Annotated in this window: 20 protein-coding genes and 1 riboswitch; of the genes, 7 read left to right on the forward strand and 13 right to left on the reverse strand. The window is 61.7% G+C overall.

Annotated features, from left to right (window positions below; all coding sequences use genetic code 11):
• Positions 1-202: 202 nt before the first annotated feature.
• Complete coding sequence (locus DBR18_RS21555) at positions 203-610, reverse strand: acyl-CoA thioesterase (protein ID WP_003229043.1); 408 nt, start codon at positions 608-610, stop codon at positions 203-205.
• Between the two features lie 196 nt (positions 611-806).
• Positions 807-905, forward strand: a riboswitch (S-adenosyl-L-homocysteine riboswitch).
• Positions 906-928: 23 nt separating this feature from the next.
• Between DBR18_RS21555 and ahcY the strand changes: the two genes are divergently transcribed.
• The 4 genes from ahcY to DBR18_RS21575 all read left to right on the forward strand — a co-directional run bounded on the left by ahcY (position 929) and on the right by DBR18_RS21575 (position 6,391).
• On the forward strand, positions 929-2,338 hold the full coding sequence (gene ahcY, locus DBR18_RS21560) for an adenosylhomocysteinase (RefSeq protein WP_047297109.1): 1,410 nt from the start codon (positions 929-931) through the stop codon (positions 2,336-2,338).
• Positions 2,339-2,498: 160 nt separating this feature from the next.
• Positions 2,499-3,344, forward strand: a complete 846-nt coding sequence (gene metF / locus DBR18_RS21565; RefSeq protein ID WP_108591836.1) for a methylenetetrahydrofolate reductase [NAD(P)H] — start codon at positions 2,499-2,501, stop codon at positions 3,342-3,344.
• Positions 3,345-3,490: 146 nt separating this feature from the next.
• The gene (locus DBR18_RS21570) at positions 3,491-4,303 is read left to right on the forward strand and encodes an ABC transporter substrate-binding protein (protein ID WP_108591837.1); all 813 of its coding nucleotides are present in this window, start codon (positions 3,491-3,493) and stop codon (positions 4,301-4,303) included.
• A 222-nt stretch (positions 4,304-4,525) separates the two neighbouring features.
• A complete protein-coding gene (locus DBR18_RS21575) occupies positions 4,526-6,391 on the forward strand; it encodes a DEAD/DEAH box helicase (protein ID WP_108591838.1) in 1,866 nt (621 codons plus the stop codon).
• Between the two features lie 235 nt (positions 6,392-6,626).
• Here the strand turns inward: DBR18_RS21575 and DBR18_RS21580 are convergent, their stop codons facing one another.
• The 3 genes from DBR18_RS21580 to DBR18_RS21590 all read right to left on the reverse strand — a co-directional run bounded on the left by DBR18_RS21580 (position 6,627) and on the right by DBR18_RS21590 (position 9,936).
• Positions 6,627-7,220: a YceI family protein gene (locus DBR18_RS21580; protein ID WP_041063462.1), complete on the reverse strand. Its 594-nt coding sequence runs from the start codon at positions 7,218-7,220 to the stop codon at positions 6,627-6,629.
• A gap of 31 nt (positions 7,221-7,251) precedes the next feature.
• Positions 7,252-7,803: a cytochrome b gene (locus tag DBR18_RS21585; protein WP_108591839.1), complete on the reverse strand. Its 552-nt coding sequence runs from the start codon at positions 7,801-7,803 to the stop codon at positions 7,252-7,254.
• Positions 7,804-8,148: 345 nt separating this feature from the next.
• Positions 8,149-9,936 (reverse strand): flavin monoamine oxidase family protein, encoded by a 1,788-nt coding sequence (locus DBR18_RS21590; protein ID WP_108591840.1) that lies wholly within the window; start codon positions 9,934-9,936, stop codon positions 8,149-8,151.
• Positions 9,937-10,160: 224 nt separating this feature from the next.
• On the opposite strand from DBR18_RS21590, the gene DBR18_RS21595 reads away from it, so the two are divergent.
• Positions 10,161-11,567 (forward strand): adenosylmethionine--8-amino-7-oxononanoate transaminase, encoded by a 1,407-nt coding sequence (locus tag DBR18_RS21595; protein ID WP_108591841.1) that lies wholly within the window; start codon positions 10,161-10,163, stop codon positions 11,565-11,567.
• Between the two features lie 144 nt (positions 11,568-11,711).
• Positions 11,712-12,431: a 16S rRNA (uracil(1498)-N(3))-methyltransferase gene (locus tag DBR18_RS21600; protein ID WP_108591842.1), complete on the forward strand. Its 720-nt coding sequence runs from the start codon at positions 11,712-11,714 to the stop codon at positions 12,429-12,431.
• A 93-nt stretch (positions 12,432-12,524) separates the two neighbouring features.
• Here the strand turns inward: DBR18_RS21600 and DBR18_RS21605 are convergent, their stop codons facing one another.
• On the reverse strand, positions 12,525-13,142 hold the full coding sequence (locus DBR18_RS21605) for a hemolysin III family protein (RefSeq protein ID WP_007964065.1): 618 nt from the start codon (positions 13,140-13,142) through the stop codon (positions 12,525-12,527).
• Positions 13,143-13,354: 212 nt separating this feature from the next.
• Here DBR18_RS21605 and DBR18_RS21610 point away from each other — a divergent pair, with 212 nt between their 5' ends.
• On the forward strand, positions 13,355-14,269 hold the full coding sequence (locus DBR18_RS21610) for a LysR substrate-binding domain-containing protein (RefSeq protein ID WP_108591843.1): 915 nt from the start codon (positions 13,355-13,357) through the stop codon (positions 14,267-14,269).
• A gap of 137 nt (positions 14,270-14,406) precedes the next feature.
• Here the strand turns inward: DBR18_RS21610 and madM are convergent, their stop codons facing one another.
• The 8 genes from madM to DBR18_RS21650 form a co-directional block, all read right to left on the reverse strand.
• Positions 14,407-15,171, reverse strand: coding sequence for a malonate transporter subunit MadM (gene madM, locus DBR18_RS21615; protein ID WP_108591844.1), 765 nt, complete (start codon positions 15,169-15,171; stop codon positions 14,407-14,409).
• 1 nt (position 15,172) lies between these two features.
• Positions 15,173-15,589 (reverse strand): malonate transporter subunit MadL, encoded by a 417-nt coding sequence (gene madL, locus DBR18_RS21620; RefSeq protein WP_003229065.1) that lies wholly within the window; start codon positions 15,587-15,589, stop codon positions 15,173-15,175.
• A gap of 66 nt (positions 15,590-15,655) precedes the next feature.
• Positions 15,656-16,576 (reverse strand): malonate decarboxylase subunit epsilon, encoded by a 921-nt coding sequence (gene mdcH, locus DBR18_RS21625; protein ID WP_108591845.1) that lies wholly within the window; start codon positions 16,574-16,576, stop codon positions 15,656-15,658.
• Positions 16,573-17,193 carry a malonate decarboxylase holo-ACP synthase gene (locus DBR18_RS21630; RefSeq protein ID WP_108591846.1) on the reverse strand — a complete coding sequence of 207 codons (621 nt, stop codon included), beginning with the start codon at positions 17,191-17,193 and terminating at the stop codon, positions 16,573-16,575. Before DBR18_RS21630 ends, mdcH begins: the two co-directional genes overlap by 4 nt.
• A complete protein-coding gene (gene mdcE, locus DBR18_RS21635) occupies positions 17,187-17,972 on the reverse strand; it encodes a biotin-independent malonate decarboxylase subunit gamma (RefSeq protein WP_108591847.1) in 786 nt (261 codons plus the stop codon). The genes DBR18_RS21630 and mdcE overlap by 7 nt, the downstream gene beginning before the upstream one ends.
• A complete protein-coding gene (locus tag DBR18_RS21640) occupies positions 17,969-18,820 on the reverse strand; it encodes a biotin-independent malonate decarboxylase subunit beta (RefSeq protein WP_108591848.1) in 852 nt (283 codons plus the stop codon). Before DBR18_RS21640 ends, mdcE begins: the two co-directional genes overlap by 4 nt.
• Positions 18,813-19,112 (reverse strand): malonate decarboxylase subunit delta, encoded by a 300-nt coding sequence (locus tag DBR18_RS21645; protein ID WP_003229075.1) that lies wholly within the window; start codon positions 19,110-19,112, stop codon positions 18,813-18,815. The genes DBR18_RS21640 and DBR18_RS21645 overlap by 8 nt, the downstream gene beginning before the upstream one ends.
• A partial coding sequence (locus DBR18_RS21650; protein ID WP_256588836.1) for a triphosphoribosyl-dephospho-CoA synthase occupies positions 19,112-19,845 on the reverse strand: 734 nt, incomplete at its 5' end. The genes DBR18_RS21650 and DBR18_RS21645, both read right to left, overlap by 1 nt.

The raw sequence follows: 19,845 nt of genomic DNA on the forward strand, positions 1-19,845 counted from the left end.
GGCGTGGTCATGGCGTGGGAACCGGGTGGGGGGCTTTTAGCTACGACCGTTCTTGCCTGGAATACGTTCTGTATGCACCACCCAAATCCCCGACTTTACGCATGACCCTGTAGGAGCTGCCGAAGGCTGCGATCTTTTGATCTTGCTCTACAAAAACAAAGTCAAAAGATCGCAGCCTGCGGCAGCTCCTACAGGGCTTGCGTTACTTGGTTACCAGCTCATCTTCCTTGAACTGGTCTTTCACATATTTGATTTCGGTGCGACCGTGGGGCGCCGGCAAGCCGTCTTCGCCAAGGTTGACGAAGACCATTTTCTCGACCGTGAGGATGCTCTTGCGGGTGATCTTGTTGCGCACTTCGCAGGTCAGGGTGATCGAGGTGCGGCCGAACTCGGTGGCGGTGATGCCCAGTTCGATGATGTCGCCCTGGCGCGAGGCACTGACGAAGTTGATTTCGGAAATGTACTTGGTCACCACGCGCTGATTGCCCAACTGGACGATGGCGTAGATCGCCGCCTCTTCGTCGATCCAGCGCAGCAGGCTGCCGCCGAACAGGGTGCCGTTGGGGTTCAGGTCTTCGGGTTTTACCCATTTGCGGGTGTGGAAATTCATGTTCACTCCTGAGCGTTTGCCGAAAGATGGCGCCATCTTGGCAGACCGGGCGGTCAGGCTCCATGAGCCTTCTACTATGGTCGCTATTAACGATCTTCATCTGGCCGACAGAAACCCTTTGGAAGATCAGTCTAGACGGCTATAATCGCCCCCGTTTCAAAACGGTAACCTTCACTTGCTACCGTTTTCCCGCCACCTGTCCGAGGGGCGCTGCAGCAGGATCAACCTGTCAGGCTCGGATGGGGCGTTGACCGGCCACGGCCGGACACTAAACGCACAACGGCGCCCATTCGCATACATTACGAATGGAGGCTCTTCATGAGCGCTGTTATCACGCCTGCCGATTTTAACGATTACAAAGTTGCCGACATGTCCCTGGCTGCCTGGGGCCGTCGCGAAACCATCATCGCCGAATCGGAAATGCCTGCCCTGATGGGTCTGCGCCGCAAGTACGCTTCCGAGCAGCCGCTCAAGGGCGCGAAAATCCTCGGCTGCATCCACATGACCATTCAGACTGCCGTGCTGATCGAAACCCTGGTTGCCCTGGGTGCCGAAGTACGCTGGTCGTCCTGCAACATCTTCTCGACTCAGGATCAGGCTGCTGCGTCCATCGCCGCTGCCGGCATCCCGGTTTTCGCCTGGAAAGGCGAGACCGAAGAAGAGTACGAGTGGTGCCTGGAGCAGACCATCCTGAAGGATGGCCAGCCATGGGACGCCAACATGATCCTCGACGACGGCGGCGACCTGACCGAGCTGCTGCACAAGAAATACCCACAGGTGCTGGACCGCGTTCACGGCGTGACCGAAGAAACCACCACCGGCGTTCACCGCCTGCTGGACATGCTGGCCAAGGGCGAGCTGAAAATCCCGGCGATCAACGTCAACGACTCGGTGACCAAGTCCAAGAACGACAACAAGTACGGCTGCCGTCACAGCCTGAACGACGCGATCAAGCGCGGCACCGACCACCTGCTGTCCGGCAAGCAGGCGTTGGTCATCGGTTACGGTGACGTGGGCAAGGGTTCGGCCCAGTCCCTGCGTCAGGAAGGCATGATCGTCAAAGTTTCCGAAGTTGACCCGATCTGCGCCATGCAGGCCTGCATGGACGGTTTCGAACTGGTTTCGCCGTTCATCGACGGTATCAACAACGGCACCGAAGCGAGCATCGACAAGGCGCTGCTGGGCAAGATCGACCTGATCGTGACCACCACCGGTAACGTCAATGTTTGCGACGCGAACATGCTCAAAGCCCTGAAGAAGCGCGCTGTTGTCTGCAACATCGGCCACTTCGACAACGAAATCGACACTGCTTTCATGCGCAAGAACTGGGCATGGGAAGAAGTGAAGCCACAGGTCCACAAGATCCACCGTACCGGCCCGGGCGCTTTCGACGCACAGAACGACGACTACCTGATCCTGCTGGCCGAAGGCCGTCTGGTGAACCTGGGCAACGCCACCGGTCACCCGAGCCGCATCATGGACGGTTCGTTCGCCAACCAGGTACTGGCGCAGATCTTCCTGTTCGGCCAGAAGTACGCCGACCTGTCGCCAGCGCAGAAAGCCGAGCGTCTGACCGTTGAAGTACTGCCGAAGAAACTCGACGAAGAAGTGGCCCTGGAAATGGTTCGCGGCTTCGGCGGCGTGGTCACTCAACTGACCAAGCAACAGGCTGACTACATCGGCGTCACCGTCGAGGGCCCGTTCAAGCCGCACGCTTACCGCTACTGATTGACGCGGCGGCCTGCTCTCCCTGTGGGAGCGGGCTTGCTCGCGAAAGCGGTCTGTCATTCAGCATTGATGTTGCCTGACCCGCCGCTTTCGCGAGCAAGCCCGCTCCCACATGGGCGGTGCAAGCCTCACAGGCTTCGTGTTTCCAAGGGTATTTCCCATGTCCCAAGACCGTCGCTACAGCTTCGAGTTCTTCCCGACCAAGACCGATGCTGGGCATGAAAAACTGCTCAACGTTGCCCGTCAGCTGGCAACGTACAATCCCGACTTCTTCTCCTGCACCTATGGCGCTGGTGGTTCGACCCGTGATCGAACCCTCAACACCGTTCTACAGCTGGAAAGCGAAGTCAAAGTTCCAGCCGCACCGCACCTGTCGTGCGTCGGCGACAGCAAGGACGACCTGCGCGGCCTGCTGAACGAGTACAAGGCTGCCGGCATCAAGCGCATCGTGGCCCTGCGCGGCGACCTGCCGTCCGGCATGGGCATGACCAGCGGCGAGCTGCGTCACGCCAACGAACTGGTGGAATTCATTCGTGAAGAAACCGGCAATCATTTCCACATCGAAGTGGCCGCTTACCCGGAGATGCATCCGCAAGCGCGCAACTACGAGGACGATCTCGCCAACTTCGTGCGCAAGGCCCGTGCCGGCGCCGACAGCGCGATCACCCAGTATTTCTTCAACGCCGACAGCTACTTCTACTTTGTCGACCGTTTGCAGGCGCTGGGTGTGGACATTCCGGTGGTGCCGGGGATCATGCCGATCACCAACTACAGCAAGCTGGCGCGTTTCTCCGATGCCTGCGGCGCGGAAATTCCGCGCTGGATCCGCAAGCAACTGGAAGCCTACGGCGACGACAGCCAGAGCATTCAGCGCTTCGGCGAGCAAGTTGTCAGCGAAATGTGCGAACGCCTGCTGCAGGGTGGCGCTCCGGGGCTGCACTTCTATTCCATGAACCAGGCTGAGCCTAGCCTGGCGATCTGGAATAACCTGAAGTTGCCGCGCTAAGCACTAAAAGCAAGATCAAAAGATCGCAGCCTTCGGCAGCTCCTACAGGGGTGTCGTGGTTGCGATCTTTTGCTTTTAAATGCCCGAAACAGAGCTTGTGCAGGCACTTTCTGGCTCTTTCGCGTTTCTCGTCGTAATCTCAAGCCATGCCTTTGATCGCGCAATTATTCACGGTGCTGGTTTTTGCTTGCCTGAGCTTTGCCGCTCGGGGCGAGAAGCTGCGTATTGTCACCGAGCCGTGGGCACCGTACGTGTACGAAGAGGACGGCAAGAACCTCGGGCTGGACTACGAAACCACCGCCATCGTGTTCAAACGCCTGGGGATCGAGGTCGAATGGCAGTTCCTGCCGTGGAAGCGTTGCCTGTCGATGCTCGAAACCGGTCAGGCTGACGGCGCGCTGGACATCTTTCACAGCGACGAGCGCGACGCCACCCTGCTCTATCCCATCGAACCGCTGTCGGACGTCGAGTTCGTGATGTTCTACGCCAAGGACCGGCCACACCCGTTCAGCAAACTCGAAGAACTGAAGGGCCTGACCATCGGCACGTCGCCGGGTTACCTGTACAGCCCGGACTTCAGCGAATCGACATTATTCACCCGCGAACCGGCGCCGACCCACGAAGCCAACTTCGGCAAACTGCTGCGCGGGCGTATCGACTTGCTGATCACCGATCGCCGCGTGGGTCAGCATTTGCTCGATCAGTTGAATATCCGCGATCAGATCACTGAAAACCCCACAATCATTAGTCGCCAGAGCCAATATCTGGCGGTTCGCCGCAATGCCGGAATGGATCTGCTGGTGGCGCGTTTCGGCGCCGAACTCAAGCGCTTCAAGCGCGAACCGGCCTACGCCGAGCTCAGCGCCCGCTATGGCGCAGCGCCGGCCGACGTCGCCCCAATGAGCAATGCCTCGGCCAGCCGCAAAACCGTTGAGCAGCAGGAAAGCAGCGCGCAGTGATTGCTCTGTTATACTCCGGCGTTCCCGCCAGGCTCACGCCCGGACGCCCGGAACCGTAACAGGCCTCTAGACCCGCTACAGCGCAGCTTTTCAGCCCGCGCGAGCGCTCCTGACGTGCCTTCGAGACCGCAGCAGGACCGGACGGGGTCGCGTCCTCTTAAACGCGATTCGCGCCAGGCAAGACTCCCATTGGGCCAAGCCCTAACTAAAACAGGATTACTCATGTCCTTTGCTTCCCTCGGTCTCTCCGAGGCTTTAGTCCGTGCCATCGAAGATGCGGGCTATACCGAGCCTACTCCGGTGCAACAGCGGGCCATTCCCGCCGTGTTGCAAGGTCGCGACCTGATGGTTGCGGCACAGACAGGTACCGGTAAAACCGGCGGTTTCGCCCTTCCGATCCTGGAGCGGTTGTTCCCCAACGGTCACCCGGACAAATCCCAGCGTCATGGCCCGCGCCAACCGCGCGTACTGGTCCTGACCCCGACCCGCGAACTCGCGGCCCAGGTTCACGAGAGCTTCAAGATCTACGCCCGTGACCTGAAATTCGTCAGCGCCTGCATCTTCGGCGGCGTCGGCATGAACCCGCAAGTCCAGGCCATGTCCCGTGGCGTTGACGTGCTCGTCGCCTGCCCGGGTCGTCTGCTCGACCTCGCAGGCCAGGGCAGCGTTGATCTGTCCCACGTCGAAATCCTGGTGCTCGACGAAGCCGACCGCATGCTCGACATGGGTTTTGTGCACGACGTGAAGAAAGTCCTCGCACGTCTGCCGGCCAAGCGGCAGAACCTGCTGTTCTCGGCGACCTTCTCCAAAGACATCACCGATCTTGCCGGCAAGCTGCTGCACAACCCGGAACGCATCGAAGTCACGCCGCCGAACACCACGGTCGAGCGCATCGAGCAACGCGTGTTCCGTCTGCCGGCCAGCCACAAGCGTGCCCTGCTGGCGCACCTGATCACCGCCGGTGCCTGGGAACAGGTGCTGGTATTCACCCGCACCAAGCACGGCGCCAACCGTCTGGCCGAGTACCTGGACAAACACGGCCTGCCGGCTGTGGCGATCCACGGCAACAAGAGCCAGAACGCCCGCACCAAAGCCCTGGCCGATTTCAAGGCCGGCGAAGTGCGCATTCTGGTGGCCACCGACATCGCCGCGCGCGGTCTGGACATCGACCAGTTGCCACACGTGGTCAACTTCGAGCTGCCGAACGTCGATGAAGACTACGTGCACCGTATCGGCCGTACTGGCCGCGCCGGTCGTTCGGGCGAGGCGATCTCGCTGGTGGCCCCGGACGAAGAAAAACTGCTGAAAAGCATCGAACGCATGACCAAGCAGAAAATCGCCGACGGCGACCTGATGGGCTTCGATGCCAGCACCATCGAGGCCGAGAAGCCTGAAGTGCGCGAGCGTCCGGACATGCGCAACCCGCGCAACTCCCGTGGCCCGCGTGGCGACGGCCCGAATGGCGGCGGCGGTGGCGGCGGTCGTAAAGACAAAGGCAAAGACAAGGGCAAGGAAAAACCCGCCGGCGAACGCGGCGAGCGTCCTGCCCGTCAGCAGAAACCACGCGAAGGCACCCCGGCCCGCGAACAGCGTCCGAGCCAGCCACCGCGTGCGGCGGCTGATCGTGCACCGGACGAGTTCCTCGACGACGATATCGATAACTTCGGTAACCGCGTGGATTACGTGCCGAAAGCCGCCCCGGCTGGCGGTCGTGGTCGCCGTCCAGGCGCTCCGGCACAAGGTGCTGGCGCTGGCGCCCCTCGTGGCGGTCAGTCGCAGGGTCGCCAGAACGGTCCGCGCAACAGCAACGGTTCGAGCACCGGCACTCCACCGGGCAAACGCAACGGCCCGCGCAACGGCGCTCCGCGTGACGGCCAGGGCCGTCGTGACGAGTCCTCGCGCAACCGCCGCCCGGCTCGCGACGATCAGCAACGCGCCGAACCGGCCGTGCAGAACCCGCGCAGCACCGGGCCGAAGATCATGCACAAGGAGTCCAAGGCAGACCGCTTCCCGACGCCTGAGCAGCTCGATCAACTGCCGACCCGCCCGCGCGGCGAAAAACCAGCCTTGCTGACCCGCAATCGCTGAGTTATCGCCGCCATGAAAAATGCCCCGGTCCGAAAGAGCCGGGGCATTTTTTATGGATGTCCCAGAACCCGCTTTCTGTAGGAGCTGCCGAAGGCTGCGATCTTTTGATCCTGGAAAAACCAACCTCAAAAGATCGCAGCCTTCGGCAGCTCCTACAGGGGATCCGGATTGTGGCGGGCAATAAAAAACGCCCCCGGCCTTTCGACCGGGGGCGTTTTTTGTGTGGCGGCGAAAATTACTTCGCTTTCACACCTTCAAACGAGATGTACAGGTCGACGTTGTCGGACTGCGGGCCCAGGTCCATCATCTTGCCGAAATCAGAGCGCTTGATGCTGGTGGTGCCTTCGAAGCCGGCACGGTAGCCGCCCCATGGATCCTTGCCTTCGCCCAGGAACACGGCCTTGACCACGATTGGCTTGGTTACGCCGTGCAGGGTCAGGTCACCGGTCACGTCGGCAGTGTCTTTGCCAGCGGCGTTCTTGCCGGTGGACTTGACGCTGGTGGAGACAAACTTGGCGTCAGCGTATTTGCCCACGTCCAGAAAGTCTTTGCTGGCGATGTGCTTGTCGCGCTCGGCGTGGTTGGTGAACACACTGGCGGTCTTCACGTTGAATTCGATTTTGCTGTCTTCAGGCTTGGCAGCGTCAAAGCTGAACTTGCCGTCGATGTCCTTGAAAGTACCGGTGATGTAGCTGTAGCCCAGGTGGCTGATCTTGAAGTCGACGAAGGCGTGCTGGCCTTCCTTGTCGACGGTGTAATCAGCAGCCATCACGTTCGCGGACAGTACGGCCGAACCGATTGCCAGAGCGGCCAGAGTCTTTTTCAACATGCTTTCTTTTCCTTTGAGTCGAGGTTGAATTTCAGGCTTTGCGACCGAGCATTCGCGTCAGGGTCGCATCACGATCGATAAAGTGGTGCTTCAATGCTGCCAACGCATGGAGACCGGAAAAAATTACCAGTGCCCACGCCAGCCAGAGATGAATCACCCCGGCGGTGTCTGCCTGATCCGGTAGCCCGGAAACCAGTGCAGGAACTTCAAACAGGCCAAACACCGGGATCCCGACACCGTCTGCGGTGGAAATCAGGTAACCGGCAATCATCACAGCGAACAGCGCGAGGTACAGAAACCCGTGGCCGAATTTGGCGCCGATGCGGGTCATGCGGCTGTAGCTCTGCAGCGTAGGCGGCGGCGGGCTGATAAAGCGCCACAGCACCCGCAACACCATCACGCCCAGCAACACCAGACCGATGCTCTTGTGCAGATCCGGCGCGTCTTTGCGCCAGCTGCTGTAGTAATCCAGCCCCACCATCCACAGACCCAGCGCGAACAGCCCGAAGACCGCCAGCGCCACGCCCCAGTGCATGAAGATGCTGACCCAACCATAGCGTGAAGCAGAGTTACGTAGCTGCATTGCCCAAATCCTGTGAGAACTGCGAACCAAGACTAGCGAGTTATCTATCGAATTAAAGCGGAAAATTTCGCTTTGAAATATCGAGAAATACGATCAAGAGTCTGGAAGTGGCGTGTTAAGGAAAGATTAAACGCAAAAGTGTGGCGGGATGTCAGGTGGAAGATCCTGATGATGTGCTGTTTGAACAGGCCTCATCGCGGGCAAGCCCGCTCCCACAGTGGACAATAGCGCACACAAATTCTGCGCTCACCGCAAAACCTGTGGGAGCGGGCTTGCCCGCGATGAGGTTCTCACAGGCAATAAAAAAGCGCGGCCTGAGCCGCGCTTTTCATTCACCGCAAAGCCTTACTGCGCTTTGCTGTCTGTGCCTGCCGCCGGAGCCGGGGTTGCAGCAGGCTTGGTCGCTGGCTTCTTCGCCGGCTCAGCCTTTTTCGCCGCAGGCTTGGCCGGGGCCTTTTTCGCGTCGGTCTTGGCCGCAGGCTTCTTCGCCGCAGGCTTGGCTGGCGCTTTCTTCGCCGGCTCGGTTTTCACCGGCGCCGCTGGTTTCGGCGCTTCCACCGGAGCTGGCGCAGGTGCCGGAGCCGGTGCAGGCGCTGGCGCCGCTGGAGCTGGAGCCGGCTCAGGTGCCTTCACTGGCTCTGGCTTCTTCTCGTCATCCGAGCCACCAAACAGATTGGTGAAGAAGTTACCCTTCTTCGCCGCCACGGCACCCGCCGCGCCCGCCGCTGCTGCGGCCGGAACCACTTTGGCCGGCTCAAACGACTTGCCTGCCGCCAGGTCTTCAACCTGACTGGCCGCACGCTGACCGGTGCGCAGTGCGCCTTCCAGCGTGCCCGGGTACAAGGTGTCAGTGTGTTCGCCGGCAAACGTTACGCGTTGCAGCGGACGTTCCCACAGGCGCCAGAACTTGCTGATCTGGCCCGGGCCGTAAGCCAGGTAGGCGCCGCCCATCGACGGGTCGGTGCTGTAGCGACGGATTTCATAGCCGGTGAACGAGCCACGGGCCTGTGGATAAAACGCGTGCAGACGGATCAGCACCTGATCGACCATCTGCTTGTCGCCGAACGCCTGCATCACGCGGGCGTTGTCGCCGGACAGGTTGATCACCACGTTGGCGCCGCCCTTCAGGGCCGGCTCGATCCAGAGCATGCCCAGACCTGCGTTGCTGTAGATCTCGCCGGACATGCGCGCCTTGCTTTCCCACACCGGCGTCTTGAACTTCAACATGATCTGGTCGCGCCAGCCGTAGTTGGTGCCCTTGATCGCGGCCAGATGCTGAGCGTCCAGCGCAGGCGTCAGCGCGATCTTGTTCAGCGCGCGCAGCGGCACGGCCAGCACCACGTAATCAGCCTGGTAGCCAACACTGCCGACCTTGACGGTCACGCCGTCCTTGTCTTGGGTGATCGCAGACACCGGCGAGTTGGTCTTGATGGTCTTGATCTGTTTGACGAAGGCCTGGGCCAGCACCTGGCTGCCGCCGACCAGACGCGAAGCACGCAGGTCACGGTCGGAGACGCCGCGATACACGCGGTTCTGCTGGGCGAAATACAGCAACGACAGACGCGAAGGCTCGTCGTAGTGGGTGCGGATGTCCTGGTTGATCAACTGACGCGCGGTGGCCGGCAGGTTCTGCTTGTCGAGCCAGCTCGAGACGTTGATCTGATCCAGCGCATGCAGGGTGCTGGTCGCCGCCGGGCTCTGCGGATCGTCGATCGAGCGTGCCAGATCGTCGAGGGTTTTCTGATAGCGTTTCAGGGCGTCGGCGGTGGCCGGTTGCCTGGTCGCCAGATCGGCAGCGGAGAAATACTCGCCGTCGATCAGATAACCCGGGGTCCGCACGAATTCAGGGGCCGGCGTGGTGCTTAGCTTGAAGGTCGAGACGTACTTGTTCAGCACCGGCTGGGTCTTGTCGTTGCCGATCCACTCGCTGGTGGCCATGCCCGAGCGACCGCCCAGGCTCGGCTTGGCTTCCAGCAGCGTGACCTGCCAGCCCTTGTTTTGCAGCTCGTAAGCTGCGGTCAGGCCCGACAGGCCGCCGCCGATCACGATCGCGGTTTTATCCTTGGCCAGCGCCGTAACGCTGAACAGCCCCAACATCACCAGCGCACAGGCGCGCAGCCAACCGACAGACATTCAGCGAACTCCGGAAATACACGTAGGAAAAAGCAGTTTTTGCGGGTCAGACGACCCAAAGAACCGCGAAGAATACGTCAGCCATCAAAACGCCGCCAGCGACGTCTATCGGCCCATACAAAGTAGCTCAATCGACGCAATGGGTTGTCCCGGCGCGATGCATTGCATAGGCTTGCGCGATTGTTTGCCCGCGCCTGACGCGAGCCGCCTCGAGGAGACTGTAAATGGGCCTGAATAACCAGTGGATGCAACGCGACCTCGCGGTGCTGTGGCATCCCTGCACCCAGATGAAAGACCACGAACAGCTGCCGCTGATCCCGATCAAACGCGGCGAAGGCGTCTGGCTCGAAGACTTCGAAGGCAAGCGCTATCTCGACGCCGTCAGCTCCTGGTGGGTCAACGTGTTCGGCCACGCCAACCCGCGTATCAACCAGCGCATCAAGGATCAGGTCGATCAGCTGGAACACGTGATTCTGGCCGGCTTCAGCCATCAACCGGTGATCGAGCTGTCCGAACGTCTGGTGAAGATGACGCCGGAAGGCCTGAACCGGGTGTTCTACGCCGATAACGGTTCGTCCTGCATCGAAGTCGCGCTGAAAATGAGCTTTCACTACTGGCTCAACCGTGGTCAGCCGAACAAGAAGCGCTTCGTCACCCTGACCAACAGCTACCACGGTGAAACCATGGCGGCGATGGCGGTCGGCGACGTGCCGCTGTTCACCGAAACCTACAAAGCGCTGCTGATGGACACCATCAAGGTGCCGAGCCCGGATTGCTACCTGCGCCCCGAAGGCATGAGCTGGGAAGATCATTCACGCAACCTGTTCGCTGCCATGGAACAAACCTTGGCAGAACATCATGACAGCGTGGCGGCAGTCATCGTCGAGCCGTTGATTCAAGGCGCCGGCGGCATGCGCATGTATCACCCGGTGTACCTCAAGCTGCTGCGCGAGGCCTGCGACCGCTATGGCGTGCACCTGATCCACGACGAAATCGCCGTTGGCTTCGGCCGCACCGGCACGATGTTCGCCTGTGAACAGGCTGGCATCCGCCCGGACTTCCTCTGCCTGTCCAAAGCCCTGACCGGCGGCTACCTGCCGCTGGCGGCGTGCCTGACCACCGACGAGGTCTACAGCGCGTTCTACGACGACTACCCGACCCTGCGCGCCTTCCTGCATTCGCACAGCTACACCGGCAACCCGCTGGCCTGTGCGGCGGCGCTGGCGACCCTGGATATCTTCGAGCAGGACAACGTCATCGAAAACAACCAGGCGCTGGCCCGGCGCATGGCCTCGGCCACTGCGCATCTGGTTGATCACCCGAATGTCTCGGAAGTGCGTCAGACCGGCATGGTGCTGGCGATCGAGATGGTCAAGGATAAAGCCACCAAAGAGGCCTACCCTTGGCAGGAACGCCGTGGCCTGAAGGTGTTCCAGCATGCGCTGGAGCGCGGTGCGCTGCTGCGACCGCTGGGCAGCGTGGTGTATTTCCTGCCGCCGTACGTGATCACCCCGGAGCAAATCGACTTCCTCGCCGAAGTCGCCAGCGAAGGCATCGACATCGCCACCCGTGACAGCGTCAGCGTGGCCGTGCCGAAAGATTTCCACCCGGGGTTCCGCGATCCGGGCTGATCTATTTCACTTAAGCTTCAGCGGTGATCGGACTACCGTCATCGCTGGCAAGCCAGCTCCCACAGGTCCTGTGCAAAACCCTGTGGGAGCTGGCTTGCCAGCGATGGGGCCGCCAGACTTTTACAAATTTTACAGAGACCCCGCATGAGACTGTCCCGCTTCTTTATCGACGCCCCCCTGAGCACCGGCGAACACGAACTGCCGGAAGCCCAGGCGCACTACATCAGCCGCGTGCTGCGCATGGCCGAGGGCGATGCGGTGCAGTTGTTCGACGGTTCCGGCCATGAGTTTCGCGGCGCGCTGGTGGAAGTCGGCAAGAAACGCGTCGTCGTGCAGATCGACGAGCAGTTCGCCGGCCAGGTCGAATCGCCGCTGCAGATCCACCTCGGCCAAGGTCTGTCCCGGGGCGAGCGCATGGACTGGGCGATCCAGAAAGCCACCGAGCTGGGCGTGACGGAAATCACCCCGATCTTCAGCGACCGCTGCGAAGTGCGCCTCAAGGACGAACGCGCCGACAAACGCCTGCTGCACTGGCGTCAGGTGGCGATCAGCGCCTGCGAACAGTGCGGCCGTTCGCGGGTGCCGGTGATTCATCCGCCGGTGTTGTTGGCGGACTGGATCAAGCAGACCGAAGCCGAGCTGAAACTGGTGCTGCATCCGGTGGCCGAGCCTTTGGTGAGCCATGCCAGACCGGCGACGCTGGCGTTCCTGATCGGCCCCGAAGGTGGCTTGTCCGACGCCGAGGTCGAGCAGGCCAAGGGCAACGGCTTCCATGCGGCACGCCTTGGGCCGCGGGTGTTGCGCACCGAGACCGCGCCGGTGGTTGCACTGGCGGTGGCCCAGCAGCTTTGGGGTGACTTCTAAAGCGCTGAAAGATCGCAGCCTGCGGCAGCTCCTACAGGTAAATCGCATCTCAACTGTAGGAGCTGCCGCAGGCTGCGATCTTTTGATCTTGCTTCAAAGGACATAAAACAGAATCGCCACAAAGTGCAGCAGACTCCCGGCAATCACGAACAGATGCCAGATCCCGTGCGCATGCCGCAACCGGTGATCCAGGGCAAAGAAGATGATGCCCACGGTGTACAAGACCCCGCCCGACGCCAGCCAGGCAAAGCCTGCCGTGCCCAAAGCAGCAATCAACGGCTTGACCGCCACCAGCACGATCCAGCCCATCACCGCGTAAATCACGATCGACAGGATCCGCGCCTCCGAGCGTGGTTTGATCTCCTGCAAAATGCCGATCAGCGCCAGCCCCCAGACAATCCCGAACAGCGTCCAGCCCCATGGCCCGCGCAGCGTTACCAGACAGAACGGCGTGTAGCTGCCGGCAATCAGCAGGTAGATCGAAAAGTGATCGACCTTCTTCATGATCGCTTTCTTGCGACCGCGCACGCTGTGGTACACGGTCGAAGCGCTGTAGAGCACCAGCAAGGTAAAGGCGTAGATCGCCACGCTGACAATCTTCCACGGACTGCCGTCGAGGCTGGCAATCACCAGCATCCACACGCCGCCGATAAACGCGGCCACGGCCCCGACCAGGTGCGTCCAGGCATTGAGTTTTTCCCCGTGATACATGTGTCGCTCACCTCAAGATTCGTTACCGCAACGCGCAAGGCTCGGGCCTTGAGCGTAAAAGCGCAATGTTTCCGTTCAACACGATCCCTGTAGGAGCTGCCGAAGGCTGCGATCTTGGCTTTTCAAGATCAAAAGATCGCAGCCTTCGGCAGCTCCTACAAAGAGCGGCGCATACCGGGCACAATCGGCCGATACCAAAAAGAGTCCGCGCCATGCTGATCGACGAAGAATTGACCCTGAAAAAACTCGAGGTGTTCCTCGCCTTCATGCGCACCGGCAATCTGGCGCGCGCCGCGGCCGAGTTGCAGACCAGCAATGTCAGCGTGCACCGGGCAATCCATTCGCTGGAAAGCGCCCTGCGCTGCCCGTTGTTCAAGCATGAAGGGCGCAACCTGACGCCACTGGAAAGCGCCTACGTGCTCGAAGAGCGCGCGCAGAAACTGATCCAGGACGTGGTCGAAAGCGTGCGCCTGACCCGCGAAGCCGCCGGCTTCTCCGCTGAACGCTTCAAGCTCGGCTCGCTGTATTCGCTGACGGTGAAAACCGTACCGCAGCTGATCATGGGCCTGAAGCTGCGCCGCAGCGAACTCAACATCGACCTGATTCTCGGCTCGAACATCGACCTGCTGTACAAGCTGAAGAACATGGAAGTCGACGCGATTCTGGTGTCACTGGACGACACGGTCAGCGACCCGGACTGCGAGCAGATCCCGCTGTTCTCCGACGATATTTTCCTCGCCACACCGGCAGATTCAAGATTCGCCCAGCGTCAGGAAGTCGATCTGGCGGAAGTGCGCGACGAAACCTTTATCACCCTGACCCAGGGCTTCGCTACGCATCAGGACGGCATCCGGGTGTTCAAACAGGCGGGGTTCGAGCCGAAGGTGGCGATGCAGGTCAACGACATCTTCACCCTGCTGAGCATGGTCAGCTCGGGGGTGGGTTATGCATTGCTGCCAGGAAGGATTGCGGCGGTGTACGAGAACCGGGTGAAGCTGATTCCGTTGCAGGAGAAGTACCGGTTGCAGCAGCACATTGGCGTGGTGTTCTTGAAGGCGAAGGAGCGCGATCCGAATCTGCTGGCGTTGCTGGCGGAGTGTCGGATGTATGCCAATCGCCAGGCTTGAAACCTAGCCGCCTGCATCGCTGGCAAGCCAGCTCCCACAGGGTTTTGTGCTGATTCGGAAATCTTCTTACAACACAAAACCTGTGGGAGCTGGCTTGCCAGCGATGGCGTTAGACCCGACAACACAGAATCCGAAAGTCAGCCCACAATCCCGCGAACAATGAAGAACAACAGCGAAGGCCCGAGCAAACAGCCAAGCCCGGTGTGGAACGTTGCCGTCAACGCCCCGTAAGGCACCAACCACCGATCCGTCGCCGCCAGCCCCGCGGTCACCCCGCTCACCGTCCCGGCCAGACCACCGAACACCATCGCCGAACGCGGGTTATCCAGGCCCATCCAGCGCGCCGCGACCGGCGTGCCGACCATCACCAGAATCGCCTTGATCAACCCGGTGGCAATCGACAGCGCCATCACATCCGAAGTCGCGCCAATCGCCGCGCCGGTCACCGGGCCGACGATGTAGGTCACCGCACCGGCGCCGATGGTGGTCATGCTCACCGCATCGCGATAACCGAAGGCCCAGGCCATGCACGCGCCGACAATGAACGGCAGCACCGTACCGAGCAGCAGCGCGATCACGCCGATCAACCCGGCCTTCTTCGCTTCGGTCGCCTGCACTTCGAACGCCGTCGCCACAATCGCGAAATCACGCAGCATCGCCCCGCCCATCAGGCCGATGCCGGAGAACAGCGTCAGATCCGCCAGGCCTTTCTGGCCGCCGGTCAGTGTGCCGCCGACCCAGGCCAGCACCAGACCGATGACGATGGCAATCGCCGAGCCGTGAATGCGCCCGAACGTCAGGCGCTTGGAGAGAATCACCGAGACCCACATGATCACGCCGACGAAAGCGAACGCGGTGATCAGGCCGTTGTGTTCCAGACCGTTTTCAATGAGTGCCCACATGTCAGCGACCTCCTACAGGCGTGCCGACCGGGGTCACTTCCACCGGTTCGTCGGGCAACGGTTCGCCCTTGTGGGTGCGGCTGATCAAGGCAATCGTGCAGCCACAAACCACCACCGAACCGATGGCCGCCAGCACCGCCACCGGGCCGCCGTGCAGGGCGGTAACGACGTTCTGTTGTGCGGCCATCGCCACCACCACCGGAATGTACATCGCGCCCCAGAAGCCGACGCCCATTTCGCAATCCTTGGTCATGCCGCCGCGTTTCTGCATCCACAACCGCGCGCAGATCAACAGGATCATGGCGATGCCGACCCCGCCGACGTTGGATTTGACGCCCAGCAACACGCCGAGCATGTCACCCATGATCACCCCTGCCAGCGTACAGATCGCCAACAGCGCCACACCGTAAATAATCATTGTTGTAGTCCTCAAAGTGCATCGTCGAATGTTGTTTTTGTTGTTCGAAGCCTGAGTCGCGGCGGTTTAGGGTCGGCGGTTTCCCTCCTCACGCAACAGCGCCTGCAAGGTGTCCAGACGCGCACTGTCGAAGGCCGTGACGGTGCCCGATTCGAACACCCGGCGCGCCAGCCCGGTCAGCACCGCACCGGGCGGCAGTTCGATCTGTAGCCGCACGCCGCGCTCGTAAGCGCTTTGCACGGTGCCGCGCCAGTCCACCACGCGGCACATGTTGAAAGCGAGGTCATCACGCAGGGCGTCAGGCTTGATCAGCGGACGCGCGCGACTGCCGCTCAGGTAAGCGATTTTCGGAGTCTTCAGTTCAACTTTGGCGAAGGCTTCGGCGAGGGTTTGCGCAGGTTTCTCCAGCAACGGACAGTGCGACGGCACGCTCACCGCCAGGCGTTTTGCCAGACCGGCACCACGACTGCGCGCCAGCTCCGCCACCGCTTGCATCGCCTTGTCGCTGCCGGCAATCACCACCTGGTTATCGGCGTTGATGTTGGCCAGGTACACCGGCGACTGCGCGCTGTGCACCTGCGCCAGCAGCGTTTCGACGGTGGATAATTGCAGACCGGTGATCGCGGTCATGCCGTAGCCCTGTGGATAAGCCTGCTGCATCAACTCGCCACGCAGGCTGACCAGGTGCAGCGCATCGCTGAAGCTCAAGGCCCCGGCGACCACCGCCGCCGGGTACGCACCGATGGACAGGCCGGCGACATAATCCGCTTCCAATTCGTCCTGCAGCAACTGCCGCGAAGCAGCGACCCCGGCGATCAACAGGCACAGCTGAACCGCCCGGGTGCTGCGCAACGCATCGGCAGAATCGAGCAATGCGACATCTTCGCCGAGCACATCACTGGCCTCGACCAAGGTTTCCCGAGGCAAACGCTGGAGCATGCCCGGTTGTTGCGCGCCCTGGCCGGGGAATACCAACAGGCTGCTCACGCTGCCTGCTCCTGCGGGTTCCACGGGTCAGCGACCAGACAGGCCTGATGCTGATTTTTCAGCAGCACCCGGGCCGAACCGCTGGCCCATTCGCGCAAGGCGACTGCACCGAACGGCGTCTGCAATTGCATGTCGACCCGGCACACAACCTGATCGAAACGCTCGACCAGTTTGCGTGCCTGATTACGGGTGATCAGTTGCGGTGTACGCAGAATCAGATCGAGATCGCTGGACGCGTGCATCGCTCTAAAACCACTGGCTAACTCGAACCCGACGCTGCCGCTGACACCCCAGACCCAACCGCAATCATCGAGCATTGGTCGCAGTTGATTGAGTGCCTGCATCACCGGCAAATCACGCTCGCAATCGACATGACAAAGCGCCTCCGGGCTGACCCGACGCACAATCGCCTCAAGCGCCATGAACGCCGCCAGCCGCTGCTCACGCAACACACCGCGAATACCCACCGCGACCCAACCTTCAGCACTCACCGCCCGCCGCACCACCACCGGTTGCCCGGCGGCCAGCGACTCGATCGCCCACTGCGGCGCATCCGCCGGTAACTGCGCCGGGGTCATGCCCCACAGCAGGTCGTGGGCCAGTGGCAGGTTCACCACTGCGCCCTCAGCAGTTCACGCACGCGGCTGGAGGCTTCACGGTTTCTCGCGCCGAGACGCTTGCTCAAGTCAGTGCCGGAGATATCGTCGATGGCCTGTTTCAGGCACTCGGTCACCCGCGCCAGATCCTCCGCCGTCGGCTGCTCGATCTGCTGCACCGACAAGGTTTCCCAGAGCAAACCGAGGCTGGCGTAGCTGTCGATGTCATAGGCCATCGGCGGCACGCTGGCGGCCAGTGCTTCCAGTTCCTCGACACTGCGCAAGGTCACCCGCGCCGCCGAGGCCTTGCCCATCGCATGCACCATCACTCCGGGATCGCGCAGGGCGATCAAACGGTTGGCCTGATAACCATGAGCCAGAAACGCCCCGGACATCGCCTTGCCCACCAGCAGGGCAATCACCGGATGCCCGGCCAGACGGGCGCGGGCATAACTGTCCGCCGCACCGGCCAGGGCCTGATGAATGCCGAGGGCTTCTTCGCGACGACCGTAAGCCTGGCTCGGGACGTCGACGATGGCGATGATCGGGCGCTTCTGTGTTTTGTCGCGATCTGCCGTGATCGCGTCATCCACAGCCTTCGCCAGACCCCAGCCTTCGAGCAAGCCGACTTCGCCGTTGCGAGCGCGTGGAAAGCGGTTGTCGGGGTCAGCGACCACAGCGATAAACCGCCCGAGTTCGCCATCGGCGACCTTCAACGATTGCGGCAAACCTTCGACCGCTTTCGCCCCACCGCTCAAGGCGTTGAACCAGTTCAAACCGCGCACGGAATAACCACTCATGAACGCTCTCCTTGATACAGATCGCGAACCACCGAAGGCTCGATTTGCTTATCGGTGTCCAGGCTCGCCAGACGTTGCAGAAACCAATCGGCGCGCTGACTGCGCGGCTTAGCGGGCAAACCCTGCTGCAGCAATTCACCAACCTGCTGGCGAATCTGCGCCACATCATCAGCGACATAACGATCCACCAGCCCACTGGCGAAACGCTGCTCACCACCGGTCAGGCTCCAGATGAAGGGCCGGTCGCGGGAGTCGTATTCTTCGATCCCGGCTTCCTGCTCGATCACCTGCGGGCCGTTGAGGCCGAGGCGTGCTTCCTGAGTCACCAGCAAATAGCTGCACAACGCAGCGGCAATCGACATGCCGCCGAAGCAACCAACACTGCCCGCCACCACGCCCACCACCGGTTGGTACTGCTGCAAATCGACAATCGCCGCATGAATATAGGCAATCGCCGCCAGCCCGAGGTTGGCTTCCTGCAAACGCACGCCACCGGTTTCCAGCAGCAACACGGCGCGGGTCGGGACGCCTTTGCGGTTGTCTTCGGCGGCCAGTTCCAGCGCGCCGGCAATCTTCGCCCCGCCGACTTCGCCGAGGCTGCCGCCCTGAAACGCGCCTTCGATGGCGGCGATCACCACCGGCAAACCGTCGAGGCTGCCCTTGGCGATCACCACGCCGTCATCGGCTTGCGGCACCACACCCTGGCGTTCGAGCCACGGCGACATGACCCGTTGAAACGGGTCGAGCAATTCGCGAAAGCTGCCGGCATCGAGCAAGGCCTTGGCCCGTTGCCGCGCGCCGAGCTCGACGAAGCTGTGTTTGTTGAGCAACGCTGCGCTGTCAGTCATGGCCGATCTCCTCGAAACCTTGTTCCAGACGCAGACGCACCACCCCCGGCGTGGCGCCGAAATCGTGAATATCGATGGCCATCGCCGGTGGCGTGGTGCCGTCGAACATCCGCGCAAACAAATGTTGCCAGCGCTGCTGCGCACCGTTGACCGAGGTCTGCACATTGATCGTCAGCTTGCCGGCCAGCCCCGGTTCGATCAGCACTTCCAGATCGCCCGAGCCGACACAACCGACCAGCGCCCGCCCGCGTGGCGGCTGCCCGGCGGGGAATTCAAAGGATAAGGTTTCCATCAAAACGCTCCCTGAAGGATGCCGTCGCGCTCGATTCGATCGAGCAGCAGCGTGGCGGCGAGCAAGTCGGCGGCGCCACCGGGCGAGGCATTCAATGCGATGAGTTGTTGATCCAGTTCGTGCAGGCGACGACGCCCGCCGAGGCTGGCGCTGCCGCCGGCATCGAGCACCGCTTGCGCGCCGTGTTGCATGGCCTGCAGGCCTTGTTCACCGGCGCGGTAGAGCACGCAGGTGTCGGCCAGATCGGTCATGATCGCCAGCAGCGCGTCGAGCCGGGCGTTCTGTTCGCCGTGGCCGCTGGCGCGGCTGCGTTTGAGTTGCGGCAAGCCGCGTTGCAGCACCGACGGGAAGCCGAGTTGCGCTTCCTCACGGGCACCGCGTGCGCCGTAACGCAGGGCGACTTGCGCGCCGTGGCTCAATGGCTTCGGCGCGTGACGGTCATCCAGCAACGCCAGACGCGCAGCGCGCAGGGTCACGGCATTGGCGCTGGAGGATTGCGGTTCCAGTGCAGCAGCGGTCACCAGTAACCCCAGCGCCCAAATGGCGCCGCGATGGGTATTCACCCCGCCGGTGGTCGCAAGCATGGCTTGCTCGCCTTCGCGACCGATGCGGCCAATCGTTTCGCGCAACGTGGAATCGACTTCGCCGATTTCAACCGCCGCTTCAGCCATTTCCTTGAACGCCGGCCACAACGACAACGCCGAAGCGTGCATCAGGCCCAAATGCAGATCGG

Origin of the sequence: Pseudomonas sp. HMWF021, from assembly GCF_003061005.1 — a bacterium.
Lineage (GTDB): Bacteria > Pseudomonadota > Gammaproteobacteria > Pseudomonadales > Pseudomonadaceae > Aquipseudomonas.

Coding starts and splice junctions, on each gene's coding strand:
- DBR18_RS21555 (WP_003229043.1), bottom strand. CDS start 610: ATGAATTTCCACACCCGCAAATGGGTAAAACCCGAAGACCTGAACCCC.
- DBR18_RS21600 (WP_108591842.1), top strand. CDS start 11,712: ATGAGACTGTCCCGCTTCTTTATCGACGCCCCCCTGAGCACCGGCGAA.
- DBR18_RS21575 (WP_108591838.1), top strand. CDS start 4,526: ATGTCCTTTGCTTCCCTCGGTCTCTCCGAGGCTTTAGTCCGTGCCATC.
- DBR18_RS21580 (WP_041063462.1), bottom strand. CDS start 7,220: ATGTTGAAAAAGACTCTGGCCGCTCTGGCAATCGGTTCGGCCGTACTG.
- DBR18_RS21645 (WP_003229075.1), bottom strand. CDS start 19,112: ATGGAAACCTTATCCTTTGAATTCCCCGCCGGGCAGCCGCCACGCGGG.
- madL (WP_003229065.1), bottom strand. CDS start 15,589: ATGATTATTTACGGTGTGGCGCTGTTGGCGATCTGTACGCTGGCAGGG.
- DBR18_RS21595 (WP_108591841.1), top strand. CDS start 10,161: ATGGGCCTGAATAACCAGTGGATGCAACGCGACCTCGCGGTGCTGTGG.
- DBR18_RS21640 (WP_108591848.1), bottom strand. CDS start 18,820: ATGACTGACAGCGCAGCGTTGCTCAACAAACACAGCTTCGTCGAGCTC.
- metF (WP_108591836.1), top strand. CDS start 2,499: ATGTCCCAAGACCGTCGCTACAGCTTCGAGTTCTTCCCGACCAAGACC.
- mdcE (WP_108591847.1), bottom strand. CDS start 17,972: ATGAGTGGTTATTCCGTGCGCGGTTTGAACTGGTTCAACGCCTTGAGC.
- madM (WP_108591844.1), bottom strand. CDS start 15,171: ATGTGGGCACTCATTGAAAACGGTCTGGAACACAACGGCCTGATCACC.
- DBR18_RS21585 (WP_108591839.1), bottom strand. CDS start 7,803: ATGCAGCTACGTAACTCTGCTTCACGCTATGGTTGGGTCAGCATCTTC.
- DBR18_RS21610 (WP_108591843.1), top strand. CDS start 13,355: ATGCTGATCGACGAAGAATTGACCCTGAAAAAACTCGAGGTGTTCCTC.
- DBR18_RS21570 (WP_108591837.1), top strand. CDS start 3,491: ATGCCTTTGATCGCGCAATTATTCACGGTGCTGGTTTTTGCTTGCCTG.
- ahcY (WP_047297109.1), top strand. CDS start 929: ATGAGCGCTGTTATCACGCCTGCCGATTTTAACGATTACAAAGTTGCC.
- DBR18_RS21605 (WP_007964065.1), bottom strand. CDS start 13,142: ATGTATCACGGGGAAAAACTCAATGCCTGGACGCACCTGGTCGGGGCC.
- DBR18_RS21590 (WP_108591840.1), bottom strand. CDS start 9,936: ATGTCTGTCGGTTGGCTGCGCGCCTGTGCGCTGGTGATGTTGGGGCTG.